Below are 21,960 nucleotides of genomic sequence, written 5' to 3' on the forward strand. Positions count from 1 at the left end.
TTGTTTTTGTCGAAGTCTTTTGGCACCGTTGGTGCCCAGTGCCCGTGCGGACGGTGGGAGTTGCCCGTGACCAGTCGACAGCGCCTTGATCTCCAGTCGGTAGTGCGGTTGTCGGAGCTGGCGGACTACATCGTGCCGTTCACCATCAGGGTGGTCGGCGAGCTGGGCGTCGCCGACGAACTGGTGGCGGGCCCGCGGCCGGTCGCCGAGATCGCGGAAGCCACCGGCGCGCACGCGCCCTCGCTGTGCCGGGCGTTGCGCGCACTGGCGGCGAGGGGGATCTTCACCGAGGTCACCCCGGAAACCTTCGCGCTGACGCCGTTGGCCGAACCGCTGCGCAGCGACCACCCGCTGTCCCTGCGCCCGGCCTACCCGCTGCTGGCCTGCGACGTCGCGGCCTGGTCGCGGTTCGACCACAGCATCCGCACCGGCGGCGCGGCGTTCGACGAGGTGCACGGCCAGGACTACTGGACCTACCTCGCCGAACACCCGGAGGAAAGCGGCCGGTTCGACGCCTCCCAGCAGGCCGCGACGCGGCTCGAACTGCGCAGCATCCTGCCCGCCTACGACTGGGCGTCCGCCGGTGACCTGATCGACGTCGGCGGCGGCAACGGGGCCTTCCTCGCCGGTATCCTCGCGCGGTTCAAATCGTTGCGCGGCAAGGTGTACGACCTCCCGCACGTGGCGGCGGGAGCGGCGAAGCTGTTCGCCGACGCGGGCGTGTCCGAGCGGGCCGAAGCGGTCGGCGGCAGCTTCCTGGAGTCGGTACCCGCCGGTGCGGACACCTACCTCCTCAAGCGCGTGCTGTACCACTGGGAGGACGACGACGCCGTGCGGTTGCTGAGCAACGTGCGCGCGGCGATGGGTGAGGGTTCCCGGCTGCTCGTGCTCGAACCGGTGGTGGGGCCGACGATGGATGAGTTCCCCACCGGCAGGCTCTACGACCTGCTCCTGCTCGCGATGGCGGGTGGTGGCGCACGCGGTCAGGAGCAGATCGAGGCGCTGCTGCAGCGGGCAGGCCTGCGCTGGGACCGCCTGATCAGCACCCCGATGCTGCCGATCATCGAGGTCAGCCCGGTGTGAGCAGCGCGCGGATCGCCTCGGCCAGTTCCGCCGCGCCTTCCGGGGACACCACGGTGAAGTGATCACCGCGGTAGCGGCGGAACCGGGCGTCCGCCCAGCCCGCTTCCCGGAGCGGAACCAGGTAGCGGCCCGCCGGTCCCGACAAGCCGTCCTCGGCCTCCAATACCGACGGCGTCGGCGCGCCATCGGACGGCCGGTGGGCGAGCAGCGCGCGGGTCATCGCCGCGAACGTCTGGAACAGGTCGAGTACCTCGTCGAACGGCAGCCCGCCGTGGTCGGGGAGGGCGGCGCGCAAGAGGTCCGTTGCGCGCGGATAGGCGTCCGAACCGGGGAGGTGGGGCACTTCGCCGTCGAAGAGGTTGGTCAGGAACGCCGCCACCAGCTCCCGGTCCGGCACCGGTTCGCCCGACCCGGCGGACACCCACGGATCGATCATCACCACCGGGTTCCCGCCGCCGAGCCGCGCGGCGACCTCCTGACCGACGACCCCGCCGAGCGACCAGCCGACGAGCGGGAAGTCCGTGCGCGGCAACGCATTCGCGAGTTCGGTCGCGTACCGCGCGGCGAGGTCGGTCAAGGAGGTGAGTGGCGGCCCGGGTGGCAAACGGAGGCCGTACACGGAGTAGGTCGTGCCGAGCCGATCGACCAGCGCGCGGTAGCACAGGACGTCGCCGCCCACCGGGTGCACCAGTACGAGCGGCGGTCCGTCGCCGATCGCGAGCGGCAGCAGGCAGGACGGGTCCGGTTTGCCCGCGGTCACCCCTTCGACGGCGTCGGCCAGTTCGCGTACCGCGCTCGCCCGGAACAACGTGGCGAGCGGCAACCGCACCCCGAAGTCTCGCTCGATCCGGTTCATCAGGCGCGCGGCGTCCAGGGAATTGCCACCCAGTGCGAAAAAGGAGGTGTCCGCCGACCGCACGGCGACACCGAGAAGCTGCTCCCAGATCCGGGCGAGGCGCACCGCGACCGCGCCCTCGGGCGCTGGTCCAATAGGGACGTCCACACCGGACACGGTGTCGGCCGCGCGCGCGGCGAGTGCGGCCCGGTCGACCTTTCCGTTGCGCGTCAACGGAAGCGAGGGCACCACTTCGATCACGCGGGGCACCGCATGGCTGGGGAGCGCGGCGCCGACCCACTCGCTCAGCTCGCCAGAGATCCCGCCGACGGCGTAGGCGACGAGCGTGACCCCGTGCTGCCCGCGGTGCGCTACCACGACCGCGTCGGTGACCGCCGGGTGCTCCAGCAGCCTGGCCTCGATCTCGGTCAGCTCGACCCGGAAGCCGTTCACCTTGACCTGGAGGTCGTGCCTGCCCAGGAACTCGAGCGTGCCGTCCGACCAGTAGCGCCCGGTGTCGCCCGTGCGGTAGATCCGCTCGCCGGAGGGCAGCGCGCGGAACGCCCGCTCGGTCAGCTCCTCGTCGAAGAGGTACCCGTCGGCGAGCCCGTCACCGGCGATGTACAGCTCACCGGCCACCCAGTCCGGCCGATCGCGCAGGTCGCCGTCGAGCACGTGGTAGCGCTGGTTGCGCAGCGGGAACCCGTACGGCACGCTCACCCAGTCGGACGGCGGATCCACCGGGACGTCGCAGCAGTTGGACCAGATCGAGGCTTCGGTCGCGCCGCCGAGGCTCACGCAGCGCGCCGAGGGAGCCAGTTCTCGAAGGTCCTGAGCGATGGTGAGCGGGGCCCAGTCGCCGCTGACCATCGCCAGCCGCAGGTGGGGCAGTGGCGGCCGGTCCGCGGTGCGCGCGAAGTCGGCCAGCATCGCCAGGTACGCGGGCACGCTGTTCCAGATCGTGACCCCGGCGGACGCGGCGAGGTGGTGCAGGTGCGTCACTTCCCTTGCCTGGTCCGGATCGGGCACGACGATCGTGCCGCCCGCCGCGAGCAACCCGAAGACGTCGTACACCGACAGGTCGAACGTGTAGTCCGAGACGGCGAGTACGCGGTCCGCCGCCGTCACACCGAACCGGGAGTTGATGTCGGCGATGGTGTTGGCCGCCCGGCGGTGCCGGATCATCACCCCCTTCGGGGACCCCGTGGTGCCCGAGGTGAAGATGACGTACGCGAGTGCTTCGGGATCGTCGGCCACGGGACCGGCGAGCGGGACGGAGTCCACTTCGGACAGTGGAACCGAGTTCGCCGAACCGAGATCGGGACCCGGTTCGGTGAGCACGGTGCGGATGCCCGCTTTGCGCACCACCTCGCGTTGCCTCGCGGCTGGCCACCCCGGCGAAACCGGGACGTAGGCCGCACCGGCGGCGAGCACCCCGAGCAGCGCGGCGATCTGGTCGTCCCCGCGTTCTGCCCGCACCCCAACGGTTTCGCCCTCGGTCGTGCCGCGTCGACGCAGCGCGGCCGCGATGGCCAAGGCACGTCGTTCGAGCGCTTGGTAGGTGGTGACGCCCGAGCCGGTGCGCACGGCGGTGGCGTCCGGGGTGCGCGCGGCCTGCCGGAAGAACGGTCCGTGCAGCGTGTCCGGTGCGATGGGAACCACCGTGTCGTTGACCGCGGCGCGCACGCGGGCCTGGTTCGGCGGCAGTAACGAAAAAGTGGCGCCCTCCCAGGCGTTCTCGTCTTCGGCGAGGTGGGTGAGCAGCCGCACGTAGGCGTCGAACATGTCGTCGAGCACCCCGGCCGGGTACAGCTCGTCCGCGGTGTCCCACTGGAGGACCAGGCCACCCTCTGCCTCGTAGACCTGGTGGTCGAACGCCACCTGCGGAGTCCGGATCCTGGCGTCGAGCTGCTTCCACCCGAGCAACTCCAGGAACACCCCGCTCTCCTCGGGCGCCACGGCCAGCATGCTGGTGAACACCACCGGCATCACGGCCGCGTCGATGGTGCCCTCGCGGCGGTTCAGCTCGCGGATCACCGACACCCCGCTGTAGGCGCCGTGCCGGAGATCGGCGAACAGCTGCCGCCGCAACGCGCGGGCGCGATCCCGGAAAGTCTGTTCCCGCCCGGGTTTCGGGCACGCCACCAGAACGGTGCTGCTGAAGTTGCCGAGCACCTTGTCGATGTCGGGATGCACGGGTGGCCGGTCGCCGTGCAGCATGTTGACGGTGAACGAAGGGTCCCGCGACCAGTACCGCAGGACATCGGCGAACGCCGCGAACACCGCGACGGTGGGGGTGAGCCGGTTCTCCCGGGTCCGCCTGGCGAGCGCGTCCCACACCGGTGGCGAGAGCCTTCGGGTGCGGCGGTGCAGTTCGGTCACCGGCGCCGGGTTGCCGACGGCGGGCAGGTTCGGCGCCGGGGGAAGTTCGCCGAGCCTGCCGAGCCAGTACTCGCGCGCGGCGGCGAGCGCGGTGCCGTCGCCGCTCTGCTCGTCGAGATAGCGCGGGAAGCTGTAGCCGATCGCGGGCAGATTCCCGTCGCCGTCGAGGATCTGGCGCAGTTCCTTGGCGAAGATCTCCCCGGACAGCCCGTCCATGCACAGCAGCCGGAACTGGAGGTGCACGCGGTACTCCTGGCCGAGGTCGAACACCCGGATGCGGAACGGCGCGGCGCCGCGCAGGGGAGGGCCCTCGGTGCGCATCTCGTACCGGCTGCGGTCGAGGAGCGGTTCCCGGTCTGCTTCGGGGAGGCCGGTGAGATCGCGCACCTCCAGCGGCACCGTCAGATCCGCGCGCTGGATCTCCAGGTGGCCGTCGGCGTCGAACGCGGCGCGCAGCATTTCGTGCCTGGTCATCATGGTGGCGAGCGCGGCGCGGAAGGCGTCGACGTCGAACGGTGCGCACGAGTACTCCTCGGCGGTCAGCGCGGGACCGCCGAGAACGAAGTCGCCGAGTTCGCCGTAGAGGTAGGCGAGCTGGAGATCGGAAGCCCTCGTCGGCACGATCAGCCCTCGGTGCCCGCGAACTCCGGCGGCACGAAACCGAGCCGGCAGGTGGCGAGGCCGCCGTCGACGGGCAGCACGGCGCCGGTGACGTAGGAACCGGCGCGGCTGCACAGGAACTGCACCGCGCCGACGAGGTCGTCTTCGCGGCCGATGCGGCGCAACGGGGTGCAGGCGGCGATTTCGTCGCCGAAGGCGGCCAGCGCGTCGGCGGTCATCCTGGACGGGAACGTGCCCGGCGCGATCACGTTCGCGGTCACCGTGGGCGCCAGCTCCTGCGCCACCATCCTGGTGATGTGGTGGATCGCCGCCTTGCTGGCCGCGGCGGAGTAGGTCGGGAACTCGGGAACCCGCAACGCGTCCGCCGAACCGATGTTGACGATCCGCGCCGGGTCCTCCGGGGTGCCCGCCGCGGTGAGGGCGGGCACCAGCTCCCTGGTCAGCAGCATGGGAGCGCGCAAGGAAACGGAGATGACCGAGTCCCACGCGTCCGCGGGGAACTCCCCGACCGGCGCTGCCCACGCTGTGCCCGCGTTGTTGACGAGCACGTTGAGGGCGCGCTCGCGCGCGGTGAGATCGGCCGCGAGCTGGACGCACCCGACCTCGGTCGAGAGATCGGCCGCGAGCCCGACGCAGAACCCCTTAGCGGACAGCTCTTCGGCGACCGAGTCGCACTCTTCGGCGGAACGCGAGTTGATGTACACCCGCGCGCCCGCCTCCACGAGGCCACCCGCGATCGCGCGGCCGACGCCGTGCGTGCCGCCGGTGACGAGCACGGTCTTGTCGAGGACGGAGAACAGGTCGGACACGAAAGCCCCCTGGTGGCCGTGGGAGGGTGCGCTGACCTCGACACCATACGTCGTATCTCGCTTCTCCGGGAGGCCTCCACTGAACCAAGATACGAGGCTTCGGGTGCGGGTGGGGCCGAGGCCTCGCGGCAGTCGGGCGCGCGAGGGGTGGAATCGCGGCGTCTAACCTGGGTGTTTCATGGGTGGTGGGGTGTCGTGGGGGTTGAATGCGCGAAAGTGCCTGTCCTGTAGGGGAAACTGGGACTTGTCTAGGGTCCGGTTTCTCGAACGGGAAGGCACTTCGCGGGTGAAGGATAGCAAGCGTTCTGGTCGGGTGAAGGTCAGCGCGGATGGTGCTGGTGTCGTGTCGCATGCTGGTGTCGGGTTGTTGCGGGAGATGGCTGAGGTCACGGGTTTGGTCGGGGCGGTGAACTCGGCGTTGGCTGATACTTATCGTGGTGTCGCGGTGCATGCGCCGGGGCAGGTGTTCGCTGATGTGGCGGTGGCGATCGCGGATGGCGCGGACGCGGTGTCGGGGATCGCGGTGCTGCGGGACCGGGAGGATCTGTTCGGGCCGGTCGCGTCGATGCCGACGGCGTGGCGGTTACTCGAGCGGATCGACGAGGCCCATCTGCCCGCGGTGCAGGCCGCCCGTGCCGCCGCGCGGCAACGGGCGTGGGAGGCCGGGGCTGCCCCGGACCTGTCCGAGGAGCTGTGTCTGGATTTCGATGCCACGATCGTGCTGGCGCACTCGGACAAGCAGGACGCGGCAGCGACGTGGAAGCACACGTTCGGGTTTCACCCGCTGTTGTGTTTCCTCGATCGCCCGCAGATCGCCGGCGGGGAAGCCTTGGCCGGGTTGCTGCGCCCAGGCAACGCGGGGTCGAGCACCGCGGCCGATCACGTCGCCGTGCTCGATGCGGCGCTGGCGGCGTTGCCCACCTACGCCCGGCCCCGCCCCGGCGACCCCGATTCGCCGCGGCTGCTCGCGCGCAGTGATTCCGCCGGGGCCAGCCACACCTTCGCCCAGACCTGCCGGGACCGGGGCGTCGGGTTCTCCTTCGGGTTCCCGGTCGACGCGCGGGTGCAGCGCATCGTCGACGCGATCCCGGCTTCGTGCTGGCATCCCGCGGTCGAGCCTGGGGACGGGATCCGGGACGGAGCCTGGGTCACCGAGATCAGCACCGCGATCGACCTGTCGAAGTGGCCCGAAGGGTCACGGCTGATCCTGCGCAAAGAACGCCCGCACCCCGGCGCGCAGCTACGATTCACCGACGCCGACGGGATGCGGATCACCGCGCTGCTCACCGACACCGCACCCGGGATCATCCCCGGCCAGGCCGCCGGGCTGGAACTGCGACACCGTCAACGCGCCCGGATGGAAGACCGCATCCGCGAGGCCAAAGCCACCGGCCTGCGCAACCTGCCCTGTCGCGGACTCGCCGAAAACACAGCCTGGCTACAGGCCGTGCTCACCGCGATCGACCTGGTCTGCTGGAGCCAACTGATCGGCTTCACCGACCAGCCCGACCTCGCCCGGATCGAGATCACCACCTTCCGTTACCGCGTCCTGCACGTCGCCGCCCGCATCACCCGCAGCGCACGCCAAACCCATCTGCGCATCGACCGGACATGGCGCTGGGCCCCCGCAATCGCCACCGGATTCCACCGCATCCGCACCGCTTTCCCCTAACCCACACCACCCCTGACCCGACAACCCGAAAGACCCCGGAGCAGCCGATACCCCAGCAGATCGGCAACTACAACCTGCCCACACCCAAAACCACACCCAACAACATCAACATCTCCAACATCAACATCACCTACAGATCACCATGAAAGACCGAGGCTAATGCCCCGAGGGTGGCCTTCGGGGCACGCGCTGCCCCGCCCGCACAGCCGCGAGGGCCACCTTCGGGGAACCTGCCGACACTTTCTGGGCCCTCGCCGGTATGTGGCGGGCTGTTCGTGCCCCGAAAGTGGCTTTCAGGGCGCTCAGGTCCCCGAAGGCCACTTTCAGGGCATCGTGAACCCTGCGCTGCGAGGCTCACGAAGGGGGATCCGTTGGCGGATGGTGAGAAAAGGCCTGCCGCGGACCATCGCCGCGACAGGCCTTCGAAGGAAGTGCGTCAGCTGACGTCGGGGTTGTACGTTCCGATCGTCCAGAGGTGGCCCTGCGGGTCCGTGCAGGTGAACTCGTACGAACCGTGCTCCTGCTGCCGCAGCTCGAAGACGATCTTCGCGCCGTGCTCGACCGCCGTCTTGTGCACGGCGTCGACCTCGTCGGCGGAATCGAGGCGGACGAACGTCCCGAAGGTGGTGGCGCCGAGCGCCGTGGGATCGTTGAGTCTGAGCTTCTCGTTGCGGCCGCTCATCATGATCAGGCCGCCGTTGCCTGCCTTGAGCTCGCCGTGCATAAGTTCGCCCTCGTCGTTCTCGTATGCCGCGATGCGGACGAAACCGAAGGCCTTCTCCAGCCATTCGATCGCCTTCATGCCATCGGCGTAGCACAGATACGGGCTGACCACGGGGGAGTCGGTGGAATCGCTCATTGATGCCCTCCGGCGGTATCCGGTAGTAGTGGTTCGAGTACCGCGTACCCTACGCGACCGGCCGTGCTTCCCTTGCGCAGCCCGGATTTCGATCTTGTACCCCGATCGGGTCACACCACCGATTTCATGATGACCTGCGCCAGTGGCGCGGTGCGATCCGTGCGGTCTTCGAAAAGGTCGGCCATCGTCGCGAGCGCGGCGATTCCGCGGATGCCCGCGTACCGCACCGGTTCCGGTTCCCACCTGCCCGGAACGCGGCCGTTCCAGCACAGCTTGGTTTCCGGCCTGCGGGTGCCGGTGACCAGCGCGGCCATCGTCCGGCCCGCCAGATTGCTCAGCACGATGCCTTCGCCGCCGTAACCGCCCGCGTAACCGCGCCCGGTCTCCTTGTCGAACACGACACTGGGTTCGGAATCCCGTTGGAGCCCGTACACCCCGCTCCAGATGTGCGTGATCCGGACGTCGCCGAGGTCGTCGAAGAGATCGGTGAGCGTGGCCAGCAGCCTGGTGTGCACCGCGCGTTCGGCCGACGCTCGCGTGCGCAGCCGGGAACCGAGAAGGTAGCCGACACCGCGGCCGCCGATCACGATCCGGTCGTCCGGGGTGCGGTTGAGGTAGCAGAACTGGTATCTGGAGTCGGTGACCGTCGGCGCGCCACGCCAGCGCAGTCGTTCGAAAACGTCCGCGCCGAGCGGCGCGGTGGCGATCGCGTGCGAGCGCAGCGGCACGATGGTGCGCCCGGCGAGCCCGCCGGAATACCCCTCGGTGGCCAGCAGCACGGTCTTGGCGTGCACGGTGCCGTGCTCGGTGACGACCGCGCGGTCCCGCACCGCGGTCACCGTGGTGCGCTCGGCGATGGTGACCCCGCGCCGCCGCACCGCGCGTGCGAGCCCGAGCGCCAGCCGCGCCGGATGCACCGCCGCGCAGTGCGGGGTGAACCCGATGCCGCTCGCGCCCCGCACCGCGATCGCGTCCGCGATCTCGTCGGCGTCCAGCAGGCGGAAGTCGGTGATCCCGAGCTGGGCCCGCCCGTCACGCCAGGCCCGCAGCCGGTCCAGCTGCGGCTTCGTGCGCGCCACGTAGAACGAGCCGTCGCGGCGCCAGCCGCCGTCGATCTCCTCGGCCCCGAGGACTCGCTCGATCTCGTCGAGCGTGGCGCGCGCAGCGCGGTACATGCGCATCGCGGCCATCGGACCGTGCCTGGCCACCAGTGTGGTCAGCAGGCTCGGCATCTCGGCCGTGCACCAGCCGCCGTTGCGGCCGGAGGCGCCGAACCCCGCCTGCTGGGCTTCGAGCACCACGATCTTCGCCTGCGGGGCGAATTCGGTGAGGTAGTAGGCGATCCAGAGCCCGGTGTAGCCGCCGCCGACGATGACGACGTCCGCGTGCGCGTCGCCGTCGAGCGGCGTTCCGGGGGTGAGGTCTTCGTCGGACTGCTCGGCGAGCCAGAAGCCCAGCCCGGCGCGATCGGCGGGAGCGGTGACATCGGGTGCGGACACGGGTTTCATTCGACGCCATCGCCGAAGCCGAGTCAACAGGTTCGCGGTAGATAGAGGAAACAAGATACTCTTCTCGGCGAACGCGAGGTCGGCTATCCTGGCCCCGTGGTCGAGCTCCCGGTTTCCGTCGGACAACGCCTGCTTTCGTTGATGGACCACTACCTCGGCGAGGAGAGCGCGCTCAACGAGCAGGTCCTGTGGCGGATCGAAGGCCCGCTCGACGTCGAGGCGCTCCGCGCGGCGCTGACCCGGCTCGTTGCGAGGCATGCCGCGTTGCGCACCGCGTTCGCGGGCGACGGTCGCAGGCTTCGCCAGGTCGTGCACGAACCCTCACCGCTCGCGCTCGCCGAAACCGATGTCTCCGGCAGCACGGATCCCGACGCGGTCGCACGCGAGCTCGTGAGCGAGGAGATGCGCCGCGTGATCGACGCGGCCACAAGCCCGATCCGCCCGCTGCTGATCAGGATCGGGCAGGCCACGCACCTGTTCGTGCTGACGATGCACCACTTCGTCACCGACGACTGGTCCAACGGCCTGCTCTCGCGGGACCTGCGCCTGCTGTACGCCGCCGAGCGGGACGGCACGGATCCTGAGCTGCCCGCGGTGGGCTGGCAGTACGCGGAGTGGTCCGAATGGCAGCGCGAACGGCTCAGCGGCGAAGGGCTGCGCGAGCTGACCGGGTACTGGCGGGACAAGCTGGACGGCGCGCGGATACCCGAGCTGCCCGAGCGCGCGAGCTCGCCGGACGCGGGCGAACCGCTGTGGGTGTCGGTCGAGCTGCCGATCGGACCGGTGAGCACGAAGGCGTTGCGCGGTCTCGCCCGCCGGGAACGGACGACACTGTTCCCGGTGCTGCTGTCGGTGTTTTCCCTGTTGCTGCACCGAGAAACACGGCAACGGGACATCACGGTCGCGTCGCTGTTCGCGAACAGGGGCAATCCGAGGGTCGCCGATTCGGTCGGCTTCTTCGTCACCATGCTGCTGCTGCGCACCGAGCTCGACCCGGCGGCGCCCGCGCGCGAACTGGTGCGGGCGATCAGGACCACGGTGCTGGAAGCGTTGCGGCACCAGGAACTGCCCTACCAGCTGCTGCCGCCCGGCACGATTTCGAGCCGGACCGGCCGTGCGGACGACATCACGTTCCAGCTCGTCGGCAGCCTGAAGGCGCGCGAGGACATGTCCGGTGCGGAGATCGACGACATGGAAGGCATGCTCGAACGCCGCCGATTCGCCTTCGAGTTCGTCGTGGCGCCGCACGAGGACAGGTTGATCGCCTTGCTGCTGTGCGATCGGCAGCGCTTCGACGCCGACTGGGCCGCGCGGTTCGTCGCCGACTACGTCACGGTGGCCGACGCGCTCGCCGCCGATCCCGACCGCCCCGCCGGTGACCTGCTGCGGGTGCGCGAACTCGAACGGAGGACCACGTGAACGCGACCAACGGAGCACCGAGCAAGGCGGTCCGGCGCGCCGGGGAACTGGCCGAGGAGGTGTTCCACCCCGCGGCGCTGGAGGTCGACCGAGCCGACCGCGTGCCTGCCAGCCACCTGGACCTGCTTGCGGACGAAGGTTTCTACGGTCTCGCGGGGCCGCCGGAGCTGTCCCCGATGGCAGCCGAGGAGATGACTGACGCCTTCCGGATCGTCGAGGTCCTCGCCGGCGCGTGCCTGACCACGGCGTTCGTCTGGGCGCAGCACCACAACGCGGTCATGGCCGCCACGCACAGCGAGCGGCCGGGGATCAGGGAAACCTGGCTGCCCCGGCTCTGCTCGGGCGAAACGCGCTCGGCGCTGGCGATGTCGGCGGCCGTGCGGCCGGGTCCGTCCGGGCTGACCGCGACGAAGGTCGACGGCGGGTACACCTTCGACGGCGAAGTGCCGTGGATCAGCGGGTGGGGTCTGACCGACGTGCTGTTCACCGCGGCGAGGGATGCCGACGACGTGCTGGTGTGGGCCTTGCTGGACGCGAAGGAAGCGGAGACGCTGCGCGTGCGCAGGGCCGAGCTGACCGCGGTCAACGCTAGCCGCACCGTCACGGCCGGCTTCGACGGCCACTTCGTCCCGGAAGAGCGGGTGACCGGGCTCGTCCCGCTCGAGGTCTGGCGCGAACGCGATCCGAACACGTTGCGCTTCAACGGTTCCCTCGCACTCGGCATCACGGCCCGGTGCTGCGGGCTGCTCGGGGAGAGCCCGCTCGACGAGGAGTTGGTCACGCGGCGCCGCGACCTCGACGAGGCCGCGCCGGAGGACGTGCCTGCGGCGAGGGCGGCCGCCGCCGAACTCGCCTACCGCGCGGCGGGCGCGCTGACCGTGGCCACCGGCAGCTCGTCGGTCTACCTGGCCAGCCACGCGCAACGGCTCGTGCGGGAAGCCGCCTTCCTGCTGGTGTTCGGCAGCAGGAAGGCGATCAAGGACGACCTGCTCGACCGGCTTCGGCGCCGGTGAGCGTTCCTCAGCCCGCGAGCAGTTCGTCGACGTACGCCGTGAGTTCGGCGGGGGTGGGGCGTTCGAAGACCTCCTCGATCGGCACGGTGACCCCGAATTCGAGCCCGGCCCAATGCGCCACCGCGGCCGCGGTCATCGAGTCGCCCTCCAGATCGTCGAAGAAGTCGGTCTCCGCGGTCACCGGCTTCTTGAACACCTCCGACCACACGTCGATCATCTTGCGCTGGCGTTCCATGGTTCCTCCCGCTGCCGGACTCATCGAAAAGACGAATGAGGATACGTGATGCGTTACCCGAGATCGTTGTATCGAGTATTCGAGCGGGTTCGCAAGCCCGCCGGCGCAAGGGTTTGGCCGGGCAGCTTCGCCGACCGGATGACGAGCGGCGTGCCGACGAACGCCGAAGTCCGGCGGTTGTGGCGAGAGCTGGGCACCAGGGCGCCGGATCGGCACTGCCCCGATCTCATTCCGACCGAGGCGAACGCGGCGGTGCCCGCGACCGGTCCGGGCGAGGTGGCGGTCACCTGGGTCGGGCATTCGACCTGCGTGCTGCGAATCGGCGGGCTGGTCGTGCTGACCGATCCGGTGTTCTCCCGCAAGATCCCCGGCCTGAGCCCGCGCCTGACCCGGCCTGGGGTGGCCTTCGAGGACCTGCCGCCGGTGGACGCGGTGGTGATCAGCCACAACCACTTCGACCACCTCGACGCGCCCACCATCCGGCGCCTGCCGCGCACCACCACGCTGCTGGTGCCGGGCGGGCTCGGCTGGTGGTTCCGCCGCCTCGGTTTCCGGGATGTGGTGGAGTTCGACTGGTGGGAGTCGCTCGAGCTCGGCCGGACGCGGTTCACGTTCACCCCGACGCACCACTGGAGCCGCCGGACGTTGTTCGACACCAACCGGAGCCTTTGGGGCGGCTGGGTCATGTCCACCGGTGAGCCGGGCGGCACGGTCTTCTTCGGCGGGGACTCCGCCTACGGCCCGATCTTCACCGAGATCGGTGAGCGCTGTCCGGACATCGGCCTGGCGATGCTCCCGGTCGGCGCCTTCCTGCCGCGGTGGTTCATGCGGCAGTCGCACATGGACCCCGCGGAGTCGGTGCGGGCGTGCCGTGATCTCGGCGCGACGCACTTCCTGCCGATCCACTGGGGAACTTTCATGCAGTCCGCCGAACCGCTGCTGTCCCCGCTGCACGACGCGCGGCGGGCGTGGCTCAAGGCGAAGCTGCCGCCGGAGCGGTTCCTCGGATTGCCGGTGGGTGGCAGCCACGTCCTCGGCGGATCCGCCGAACCTGCCGATCACGACCCCGCCGCCGAAGTGGGCTCGCGCGTGCCCCGAAGGTGACCTTCGGGGCGCTAGATGCCCTGAAAGCCACCTTCGGGGTACCAGGAAGATCCCCGCCGAGGCAGCAGAAGCCCCCTACCAGAGCGAAGTTCGCGGCACCGGAGTCGCTGAAGGCCGCCCCATGACATCTATAGGAGCATCCTTCGGGGCACGGGGCACGGGGCACGGGGCACGGGGCACGGGGCACGGGGCACGGGGCACGGGGCACGGGTCCGCGGTCGTCGAGGCCGCGAGGGGTGGAATCGCGGCGTTCAGTGCCCCGAAGGTGGCCTTCGGGACCACGGCGGGTACCGAACCGCACCCACCGCTCACTTCGCGAGACCACCGCGATCCGTGGAGGCGCGATGGCGGTATGCCGTGATGGCCACCATGACGGCATTGAGTGCCGCTTGGGTGACCAGGGGAGTTCCGCCGCCCCGCGAGCAAGCCCGCCCCCGTGAGCACGGTCCATATCGGACGGTTCCCCCTACGAAACTCGACGGTGTCGGTTGAAGAACGACCGGCTCGACAGGGCCGCGCGGTGGGGGAGCAGCAGCGGGATCCGGTCGCCGGTGCGCTGGCGCCACACGAAGAAGTCCGCGCCGCGGTCGCCGAGCTTGCCCGGCATGAACTTCGGCTGGTTCACCGTGACGTAGGCGAGTTCGGTGTATTCGGACGCGCGGTGCAGGATGAGATCGCGCAGGATCCGCCCGCCCGCGTGGCTCGCCGCGATTCCCGCGCCGGTGTAGCCGTGTCCGTAGAGCAGGCCGGAGCTGGTGCGGCCGAACTGCGGGATGAAGCTGTGGCTCCAGCCGATGCAGGCGCCGTTCGCGTGGCTCATCCGCACGTCGCGCCAGTCGGGGAAGAACTCGTCGAACGCCTGCCTCAGCTCCCGGTACGCCTCGGCGTTCCGCACGTGGTCCGGAGCCATGTCCCGGCTGGGGCGGTAGTACCACCGCCCGCCCGTCCAGATCACGCGGTTGTCCGGGGTGAGGCGGGTGGTGAAGAAGAACGACCGCATGTTCGACACCGGTTCGCGGCCTGGCCACGGCACCCTGGCGAGCTGGTCCTCGGTCAGCGGTTCGCTGACCAGCAGGTGGTTCCAGACCGGCATGACCCGGTCGGTCATCTCCGGAAACGTGTGCTGCCAAGCGTTCGTCGCCAGCACGACCTCCCGCGCGGTGACCACGCCGTGCGGGGTCGTGACCTGGAACCGGCCGTCGATCTTGCGGATCTCGGTCGCGGGCGTCTGCTCGTGGATGACCGTGCCCTGCGCTCTGACCACACCGGCGAGGCCCTGCACCAGCTTGTGCGGGTTGACCACGGCACCGAACGCGGTCATGCCGCCGAGCACGGTGGGCGAGCCGATCCGCTCCCGCGCTTCTTCGGCGTCGTAGACGGTCATCGAGCCGTCCATGCCGAGCTTTCTGGCCCGGTTGACCTGCAACTGCAGGCGCGCCAACTGCTTGGTGTCGGTGACGACCTGGAGCACGCCGGTGCGCTCGTACTCCGCGTCGATCCCGTTCTTGCGGCAGAAGCGGCCGATCTCGAGCATCGACTTCGCCACCGCCTTGTACACCCCGGCGGCCTTGGTCGTGCCGTAGTACCAGAGCAGGCGCCGCAACACCTTGGCACCCGCGAGCGTGACGAAACCGCCGCCGTGCACCGAAGCGCCGAGCCCCACCGTCCCGGCTTCGACGATGCGCACGTCCATCGACGGCTCGGCTTCCTTGAGGGCGTGCGCCGTCCAGAGCCCGGTGGCGCCGCCGCCGACGATGCACACGTCGCAGGTGGCGTCGCCGTCGAGCGGAGGCCCCGGAACCACGGGCGCGAGGGTCTCCTGCCAGTAGGGCGTGGTGCTCATTCCGTCCACTGCCGTGCCTTCCGTGCTCTTCTCGCCGCGGCGAACTCGTCCCGTTTCGTGGCGCGCCAGCGCTGGCGCATCCGGTCCATGAAGAACTCGGCGTTGACCCAGTAGAACTCCAGCCAGATGTTGTCCGGGTCGCGGAGCCAGATCCCGTAGCCCGCTTCGAGGAACAACTCCTTGACCCCGGAATGTGTCACGCCGGCGCCGTCGAGGTGCTCGGCCCACTCGTCGAGGTCCGCGCGCGCCGGCACGTGGTAGCCGAGATGGTGCAGCCCGACCCGGTGCTCGTCGAACGGTTCGGTACTCGGGTTCCGCGCCGCACCGAGCACGATCGACGCGAGCGAGTTTTCGTGCAACAGGGTGTGGAACCGGAAGCCGGACTCCTCGGGCTCCGCTTCGCGCACGACGGTGAACCCGAGCGCGCGGCAGTACCATTCCGTACTCCGCGCGAGATCCCGCACGGTCAGGTTGACGTGAGTGGCGCCGTTCAGCTTCGGCATGGGCGGGTCATCCCTCCGGTGTCGCGTCGGCGGCCAGCTCCCGCCGGTCCACCTTGCCGACCGCGGTGTGCGGCAGCGACGAGACGACGCGCAGCCGGTCGGGGTGCTTGAACTCGGCGATACCGCGCCCGGTGAGGAAAGCGCGAAGATCGTCGAGCGTCGGCGGGTCGCCTTCGGGAACCACGACCGCGCAGGTCTTTTCGCCGAACGCGGTGTCGGGCACCGGCACCACCGCGACCGCGCGCACCGCGGGATGGGCCGCCAGTTCGCCCTCCAGCTCGTCACCGGAGATCTTTTCCCCGCCCCGGTTGATGGTGTGCTTGACCCTGCCGGTCGCGGTGATCGCGCCGTCCGGTGCGCGCCGCACCAGGTCGCCGGTGCGAAGGAAACCGTTGGTGGTGAACACTTCGGCGTTGTGCTCGGGCACGTCGTAGTAGCCGCGCAGGACGCACGGGCCACGCACGAGGAGCTGGCCCACTTCGCCGTCGGGTACCGGGTGGCCGTCGTCGTCCACGATCCGGATCTCGTCGTCGGGCGACATCGCGGTGCCCTGGCTCGTGGCGGCGCGCTCGGGCGGATCGTCGAGCCGGGTGAACGCGAGGAAGCCTTCCGCCATGCCGAACCAGTGCGTGAGCGTGGCACCGAGTTCCGCGCGGACCCGCTCGGCGGTCTCCGGTGACAGCATCGCGCCGCCGACCTCGATCACCAGCCCGCTGGTGTCCACATCGAACAGTGACGCGGTGTCCAGCCACAGGGTCAGCACGGCGGGCATCACCGTGGTCAGGTCCGGTTTCTCGGCCGCGATGAGCGGGAACACCTCGTCCGGGCTGGGGCTTCCGGCCAGTACGACCGTGCCGCCCGCCCGGAGGGCGCCGAGCACCCCCGGGCAGCCCAGCGCGGCGTTGTGTCCGGCGGGGAGCACCGCGAGGTACGTGCTCGTGGCGTCGAAGCGCATCGCCTCGGCGGTGGCGCGCAGCTGGTAGGCGTAGTCGTCGTGGGTGCGTGGGATGAGTTTCGGCTTTCCCGTGGTACCACCGGAAAGCAGGAAGAAGGCGACCTCGTCCGCCTGCGGTTCGGGCAGTTTTCGCGGTGGCGCCGACACGTCGGCCAGCGCGGTGAACTCTCCCGCTTTCCCGGAGATGAGCACGTGCCGCAGACCGGGCGACTCGGCCACCACCTCGGCGGCGAGCGCGCGGTGGTCGTACCCGCGGTGGACGTCCGGTGCGATCAGCGCGACCGCGCCGCTGGCCCGCACGAGGTAGCTCAGCTCGGCGCGGCGGTGCGCGACCAGGCCGAGCACCGGGATGGCGCCGAGGCGGAACAGCGCCACGCAGACCACGACGAAGTCGAGGTCGTTGGGCAGGGCCACCACCACCCGCTGGCCCGGTTCGAGGCCGAGATCGGCGAGCCCGGCGGCCAGCCGGTCGGCGCGCTCGTCCAGTTCGCCGTAGGAGTGGCGGCCGGTGGCGGTCACCACCGCCGTGCGCGCCGGATCGCCCGCCGCGGGCCCCCGCAGCAGGTCGCCAAGCACCTCGCCACGCCAGTGGCCCGCTTTCCGATACCGCGTGGCCAGGTCCTCGGGCCACGGCACACACCCGGTCAACACCCGGCAGAACGTAATGACTATCTAGGGTTTGCGCAAGGGTTCCTGTGCTCGTATCGCGACGGAGATCTCGTTGTCAGAGCCGCAATCCGGCCGCCGCTATGGTGTGCGGGGCGGATCGCGGTTATGGTTCCGGGGTCGCCAGAATGACGAGATAGCAGAACCGAGTCTCGTCGGGCGCTGCGGAGGAAGGGGACGTGGATGGCGGAGCCGGTGATCGTCGCCGCGGTGAGAACCCCCTTCGGCCGCCGCGGCGGGGCACTCGCGGGCCTGAAGGGCGTGCAACTACTGCGGCACGTGCTCGACGCGGTCGTGCGCCGCGCGGGGATCGAGCCAGGCGAGGTGGACCACGTCGTCGGTGGCTGCGTGACGCAGGCGGGGGAGCAGAGCCTCAACGTCACGCGCAACGCCTGGCTCTGCAGCGGGTTCGATCCCGAGGTCGGCTGCTCGACGGTCGACGTGTCGTGCGGATCGGGCCAGCAGGCGAACCACCTGGTCGCCGCGCAGATCGCCGCGGGCGTGCTCGACACGGCCATCGCGTGCGGGGTCGAGTCGATGAGCCGGGTGCCGATCGGCGTCAACCTCTACAACGGTCCCGGTCACTACAAAACCCCGGACTACCCCTGGGACGATCCGCCGAAGGCCCAGTTCGGCGGTGCGGAACGGGTCGCCGTCCGCGAGGGCATCACGCGCGAGGAAGCCGACGCCTACGGTGTCGAATCGCAGCGAAGGGCCAGGATCGCTTGGGACGACGGCAGATTCGACGCCGAGATCGTGCCGATCACCACCCCCCGCGAGGTGGTCGTGAGCCGGGACGAGGGACTGCGCGAGACGACGGCGGAAGGCTTGGCCGCGTTGGAGCCGAACGTTCCCGGCGCGGTGCACACGGCCGGAACGACTTCGCAGATCTCGGACGGCGCCGCCGCGGTGCTGTGGATGTCGCGCACCCGTGCCGAGGAACTGGGGCTTCGACCGCTGGCGGTGCTCGACCACCAGGTGGTGACCGGCTCCGACCCGTACTTCCTGCTGGACGGGCCGCTGGTGGCGACGCGCAAGCTGCTGAAGCGGGCCGGGATGGCCGCCTCGGACGTCGATCTCGTGGAGGTGAACGAGGCGTTCGCCGGTGTCGTGCTCACCTGGCTGCGTCATCACGAAGTCGGCCGCGAGGCGGTGAACGTCAACGGCGGCGCGATCGCGCTCGGGCACCCGCTCGGCGCCACCGGCGTCCGGTTGTTCGTCACCGCGCTGCACGAGCTGGCGCGCCGCGATGCCGAAACCGCGCTGCTGACCATGTGCTGCGGTGGCGCCCAGGGCACCGCGTCGCTGCTGCGGCGGCTGTGAGGCCGGCGATGGAGCGCGAGGAGTTCTACGCCGAGGCCAGGACGGACCGGGCGGGGCCGCTGGACGGGATCAGGGTGCTGGACGCGACGCGGGTGTGGTCGGGCCCGCAGGCGACCTGCGTGCTGGCCGATCTCGGCGCGGACGTGATCAGGGTCGAGCTGCCGAGCGGGCGGGACGGCGACCTGCCGCCGCGGATACCCGGAACGACCTCGTCGTGGTTCCGGGAAACGGTCAACCGCAACAAGCGCAGCGTCGGGCTCGATCTCCGGTCGCCCGACGGGCAGGAGGCGTTCCTCGGCTTGGTGCGGACCGCCGATGTCGTGGTGGAGAACTACCGGCCGGGCACACTCGACCGCTGGGGCGTCGGCTACCGCGCCTGCCGCGAGGTGCGTGCCGACATCGTGTTCGTCTCGATCACCGGCTGGGGGCAGTACGGCCCTGGCGCCGACCGGCCGGGGTACGACCCGGTGGTGCAGGCGGCAGGCGGCTGGATGTCGCTCAACGGCGAACCGGGCGGCGCCGCGATGCGGGCACCCACCTTCCTCGCCGACGAACTGGCCGGGTTGCACGGCGCGATCGGCGCGCTGGCCGCGTTGCGGCACCGGTCGGAAACCGGTGAAGGGCAGCACGTCGACGTCTCGATGCTCGATTCCCTGCTGTTCGGAAGTTGCGGGCTCCCCACCCTGGCGGCGGCGGGCGAGCAGCCGCGCAGGCAGGGCAACGAAACCGATTTCGTGGTGCCCGCCAACGTCTTCCCGTGCCAGGACGGGCCGGTGTACCTCGCGGTCGCGATGAACCGGCAGTGGCGCGCGCTCGCCGCGCTGGCCGGTCGCCCGGAACTGGCCACCGCGCCGGGATACGACACCGCGTCCGCGCGGCTGGCGAACCGGGACGCGGTGAACGCGGTGGTCGCGGACTGGTGCCGCCGCCACACCGCGGCCGAGGTGGCTGAATTGGCGGCGGCCGCGGGGGTCACCGCGTCGCCGGTGCGGTCGCTGGCGCAGGTGGTGGCCGATCCGCACGTACTGGCAAGGGAAATGGTGCAGCCGACGGTGCTGCGCGACGGCAGCACCGCGCCGCTGGTCGGCCCGGCGGTGAAGTTCAGCCGGACGCCCACGCGGGTGCGGACACCGGCACCTGTCGTCGGTGAGCACTCCGAGGAGGTGCTGGGCGAGACCGTCCCAGTAGGAGAGATGGGGGAGGGCTTCCGGTGACGGAACGACCGACGGCGCTGGTGACCGGCGCGTCGCGGGGTATCGGCAGCGCGGTCGCCGTGCGGCTGGCCGAGGCGGGGTACGCCGTCGCGGGCTGCTTCCAAAGCGAGAGCGAGGCGGCCGCCAAGACCGAGGCCGCCGTGCGGGCGCTCGGCGTGCCGTGCCACTTCGCCCGCTGCGACGTGGCGGACCTGGACGCGGTGAACGGGTTCGTGGCGGCCGCCGAGTCCGCGCTCGGGCCGGTGGGCTGCCTGGTCAACAACGCCGGGATCACCAGGGACGCGCCGCTCGTCCTGACCAGGCCGGGTGACTGGCAGCGCGTGCTGGACATCAACCTCACCGGTACCTGGAACTTCTGCTCGGCGCTCGGGTTCCGCTTCCTCAAGCGCAAGGCAGGGTCGGTGGTGAACATGTCCTCGGTCGCCGGGCTGTACGGCAACATCGGGCAGACCGCCTACGCCGCGAGCAAGGCCGGGGTGATCGGGCTCAGCCGGTCGCTGACCAGGGAGCTGGGCCCGCGCGGGATCAGGGTCAACGTGGTGGCGCCGGGGTTCATCGAAACCGACATGACCGCGGACCTCGACGAGCGCCAGCGCGCCACCGCGCTGGAACGCGTCCCGCTCGGCCGGTTCGGCCAACCGTCCGAAGTGGCCGAACTCGTCGAGTTCCTGGTGTCGGACCGGGCTTCCTACCTCACCGGGCAGGTGTTCGGTGTGGACGGGGGGATGACGCTGTGACCGCGGGGGTGACCGCGCGGTGGCACGAGGTTCCCGCACCCGCTTTCGCCGCGCCCTTGGCGGCGGTGGACCGGTGGCGCGCCGAGCCGGACGGCCCGCGGACCAAAGTGGACGCCCGCCTCCGCGTCCGTGGAGACGATCCGAACCTGGCGGGGCACTTTCCCGGATTCCCGATCCTGCCGGGGGTTTTCCTGCTGGAGAGCCTCGAACAGACGGTGCGGGCAGTACTGGGCGTGACCTGGCTGCGTGAAGTGGTCCGGATGCGGTTCATCGCCCCGCTCCTGCCCGGCGACGAACTGCGTTGGGACATTCGTCTCGATCCGCAAGGCGAGGACGGCGTCACGGTGTCGGCCAAGGCATACCGCGGTGACGACGCGGTCGCGGCGACGTTCCTGGTCCTGTTCGGAAAGGACAGTGATGCGCGCACGTCTTGAGCACCGCGAGGTACGGGCGAAGCTGCCGCAGCGCTATCCGCTGCTGCTGGTCGACCAGGTGGTCGAGCTGCGCGCCGGGGAGTCGATCCGTACCCGCAAGGCGATCTCCGGCACCGAACCGTGCTACCGGGCGCTCGCCGACGGCACCGCGCCGGAGTCCTACGCCTACCCGCTTTCGCTGATGGTGGAGTCGCTGGGGCAGAGCGCGGCGCTCCTGTGGCTCGAAGGCGGCGGCGAGGTCGTCGACGAGTCGTCCGCGCTGCTGTTCACCGGCGCCCGCGGGGTGCGGTTGCTCGGCGCCGCGTACCCGGGAGACGTCCTGGAACACACGGTGGAACTGGAGAACGTGATCGCCGAGACCGTGTTCGCCCGCGGGGTGAGCCGAGTCGGCGACCGCACGGTGCTCACCGCGGAGAGCCTCATCGCCGCCCGTCGCCCGCGGGCGGCGATGGGACAGCTGCCCGATGCCCGGAACGATCAGAGGGGTATGTGATGACACAGACGGACAACCGGCTCGAGGACCTCCGGAAGATGGTCGCCGAGGTGCTCGAAGTGGACACCGAGGAACTGACCGACACGGGGCACTTCGTCGAGGACTACGAGGCGGATTCGTTGCGCGCCATCGAAATCCTCGCGCGCATCGAGAAGCACTTCAAGGTGGAGATACCGCAGCACGAGCTGCCGGAGCTGACCAATCTCAAGGAGGTTCACGAGGCCCTTCTCCGCCACGACCGGCGGGGTTGAC

19 protein-coding genes are annotated in these 21,960 nt (G+C 70.4%); 11 read left to right on the top strand and 8 right to left on the bottom strand.

Features of this window, described 5'->3' with window-relative positions; all coding sequences use genetic code 11:
* The first annotated feature begins 66 nt into the window (after positions 1-66).
* Positions 67-1,083: a methyltransferase gene (locus tag HUW46_RS41700; protein ID WP_254125483.1), complete on the top strand. Its 1,017-nt coding sequence runs from the start codon at positions 67-69 to the stop codon at positions 1,081-1,083.
* On the opposite strand, the gene HUW46_RS41705 is transcribed toward HUW46_RS41700, so the two are convergent.
* Positions 1,070-4,921: a non-ribosomal peptide synthetase gene (locus HUW46_RS41705; RefSeq protein ID WP_215544164.1), complete on the bottom strand. Its 3,852-nt coding sequence runs from the start codon at positions 4,919-4,921 to the stop codon at positions 1,070-1,072. The two genes, HUW46_RS41700 and HUW46_RS41705, sit on opposite strands and share 14 nt — an antisense overlap.
* A gap of 2 nt (positions 4,922-4,923) precedes the next feature.
* The gene (locus HUW46_RS41710) at positions 4,924-5,730 is read right to left on the bottom strand and encodes an SDR family oxidoreductase (RefSeq protein ID WP_215544165.1); all 807 of its coding nucleotides are present in this window, start codon (positions 5,728-5,730) and stop codon (positions 4,924-4,926) included.
* Positions 5,731-6,016: 286 nt separating this feature from the next.
* Here HUW46_RS41710 and HUW46_RS41715 point away from each other — a divergent pair, with 286 nt between their 5' ends.
* Entirely contained in the window at positions 6,017-7,402 is a 1,386-nt protein-coding gene (locus tag HUW46_RS41715; RefSeq protein WP_215549925.1) for an IS1380 family transposase, read from the top strand.
* 436 nt (positions 7,403-7,838) lie between these two features.
* Here HUW46_RS41715 and HUW46_RS41720 read toward each other — a convergent pair whose 3' ends face one another.
* Positions 7,839-8,261: a VOC family protein gene (locus HUW46_RS41720; RefSeq protein ID WP_215544166.1), complete on the bottom strand. Its 423-nt coding sequence runs from the start codon at positions 8,259-8,261 to the stop codon at positions 7,839-7,841.
* Between the two features lie 110 nt (positions 8,262-8,371).
* Positions 8,372-9,760, bottom strand: coding sequence for an NAD(P)/FAD-dependent oxidoreductase (locus HUW46_RS41725; protein ID WP_215544167.1), 1,389 nt, complete (start codon positions 9,758-9,760; stop codon positions 8,372-8,374).
* 105 nt (positions 9,761-9,865) lie between these two features.
* Between HUW46_RS41725 and HUW46_RS41730 the strand changes: the two genes are divergently transcribed.
* Together HUW46_RS41730 and HUW46_RS41735 are read left to right on the top strand one after the other, a co-directional pair.
* On the top strand, positions 9,866-11,188 hold the full coding sequence (locus HUW46_RS41730; protein WP_215544168.1) for a condensation domain-containing protein: 1,323 nt from the start codon (positions 9,866-9,868) through the stop codon (positions 11,186-11,188).
* Entirely contained in the window at positions 11,185-12,201 is a 1,017-nt protein-coding gene (locus HUW46_RS41735; protein WP_215544169.1) for an acyl-CoA dehydrogenase family protein, read from the top strand. The genes HUW46_RS41730 and HUW46_RS41735 overlap by 4 nt, the downstream gene beginning before the upstream one ends.
* Before the next feature lie 7 nt (positions 12,202-12,208).
* Here HUW46_RS41735 and HUW46_RS41740 read toward each other — a convergent pair whose 3' ends face one another.
* On the bottom strand, positions 12,209-12,436 hold the full coding sequence (locus HUW46_RS41740) for an acyl carrier protein (RefSeq protein ID WP_215544170.1): 228 nt from the start codon (positions 12,434-12,436) through the stop codon (positions 12,209-12,211).
* 48 nt (positions 12,437-12,484) lie between these two features.
* Here HUW46_RS41740 and HUW46_RS41745 point away from each other — a divergent pair, with 48 nt between their 5' ends.
* A complete protein-coding gene (locus tag HUW46_RS41745) occupies positions 12,485-13,540 on the top strand; it encodes an MBL fold metallo-hydrolase (protein WP_215544171.1) in 1,056 nt (351 codons plus the stop codon).
* Positions 13,541-14,006: 466 nt separating this feature from the next.
* Here HUW46_RS41745 and HUW46_RS41750 read toward each other — a convergent pair whose 3' ends face one another.
* Genes HUW46_RS41750 through HUW46_RS41760 form a run of 3 tightly spaced genes read right to left on the bottom strand, consistent with a single transcriptional unit; the run spans position 14,007 to position 17,492 of the window.
* A complete protein-coding gene (locus tag HUW46_RS41750; RefSeq protein ID WP_215544172.1) occupies positions 14,007-15,383 on the bottom strand; it encodes an NAD(P)/FAD-dependent oxidoreductase in 1,377 nt (458 codons plus the stop codon).
* Positions 15,380-15,886, bottom strand: a complete 507-nt coding sequence (locus tag HUW46_RS41755) for a VOC family protein (RefSeq protein WP_215544173.1) — start codon at positions 15,884-15,886, stop codon at positions 15,380-15,382. Before HUW46_RS41755 ends, HUW46_RS41750 begins: the two co-directional genes overlap by 4 nt.
* A gap of 7 nt (positions 15,887-15,893) precedes the next feature.
* Positions 15,894-17,492 carry a (2,3-dihydroxybenzoyl)adenylate synthase gene (locus tag HUW46_RS41760; protein WP_215544174.1) on the bottom strand — a complete coding sequence of 533 codons (1,599 nt, stop codon included), beginning with the start codon at positions 17,490-17,492 and terminating at the stop codon, positions 15,894-15,896.
* 198 nt (positions 17,493-17,690) lie between these two features.
* Between HUW46_RS41760 and HUW46_RS41765 the strand changes: the two genes are divergently transcribed.
* Genes HUW46_RS41765 through HUW46_RS41790 form a run of 6 tightly spaced genes read left to right on the top strand, consistent with a single transcriptional unit; the run spans position 17,691 to position 21,959 of the window.
* Positions 17,691-18,830: a steroid 3-ketoacyl-CoA thiolase gene (locus HUW46_RS41765; protein ID WP_215544175.1), complete on the top strand. Its 1,140-nt coding sequence runs from the start codon at positions 17,691-17,693 to the stop codon at positions 18,828-18,830.
* 8 nt (positions 18,831-18,838) lie between these two features.
* Positions 18,839-20,044, top strand: coding sequence for a CaiB/BaiF CoA transferase family protein (locus HUW46_RS41770; RefSeq protein ID WP_215544176.1), 1,206 nt, complete (start codon positions 18,839-18,841; stop codon positions 20,042-20,044).
* Positions 20,041-20,781, top strand: a complete 741-nt coding sequence (fabG, locus tag HUW46_RS41775; RefSeq protein ID WP_215544177.1) for a 3-oxoacyl-ACP reductase FabG — start codon at positions 20,041-20,043, stop codon at positions 20,779-20,781. The genes HUW46_RS41770 and fabG overlap by 4 nt, the downstream gene beginning before the upstream one ends.
* Positions 20,778-21,215 (top strand): 3-hydroxyacyl-ACP dehydratase FabZ family protein, encoded by a 438-nt coding sequence (locus HUW46_RS41780; RefSeq protein ID WP_215544178.1) that lies wholly within the window; start codon positions 20,778-20,780, stop codon positions 21,213-21,215. The genes fabG and HUW46_RS41780 overlap by 4 nt, the downstream gene beginning before the upstream one ends.
* On the top strand, positions 21,199-21,708 hold the full coding sequence (locus HUW46_RS41785) for a 3-hydroxyacyl-ACP dehydratase FabZ family protein (RefSeq protein WP_215544179.1): 510 nt from the start codon (positions 21,199-21,201) through the stop codon (positions 21,706-21,708). Before HUW46_RS41780 ends, HUW46_RS41785 begins: the two co-directional genes overlap by 17 nt.
* Positions 21,708-21,959: an acyl carrier protein gene (locus HUW46_RS41790; protein ID WP_215544180.1), complete on the top strand. Its 252-nt coding sequence runs from the start codon at positions 21,708-21,710 to the stop codon at positions 21,957-21,959. The genes HUW46_RS41785 and HUW46_RS41790 overlap by 1 nt, the downstream gene beginning before the upstream one ends.
* Position 21,960: the final 1 nt, after the last annotated feature.

This window comes from Amycolatopsis sp. CA-230715, assembly GCF_018736145.1.
Lineage (GTDB): Bacteria > Actinomycetota > Actinomycetes > Mycobacteriales > Pseudonocardiaceae > Amycolatopsis.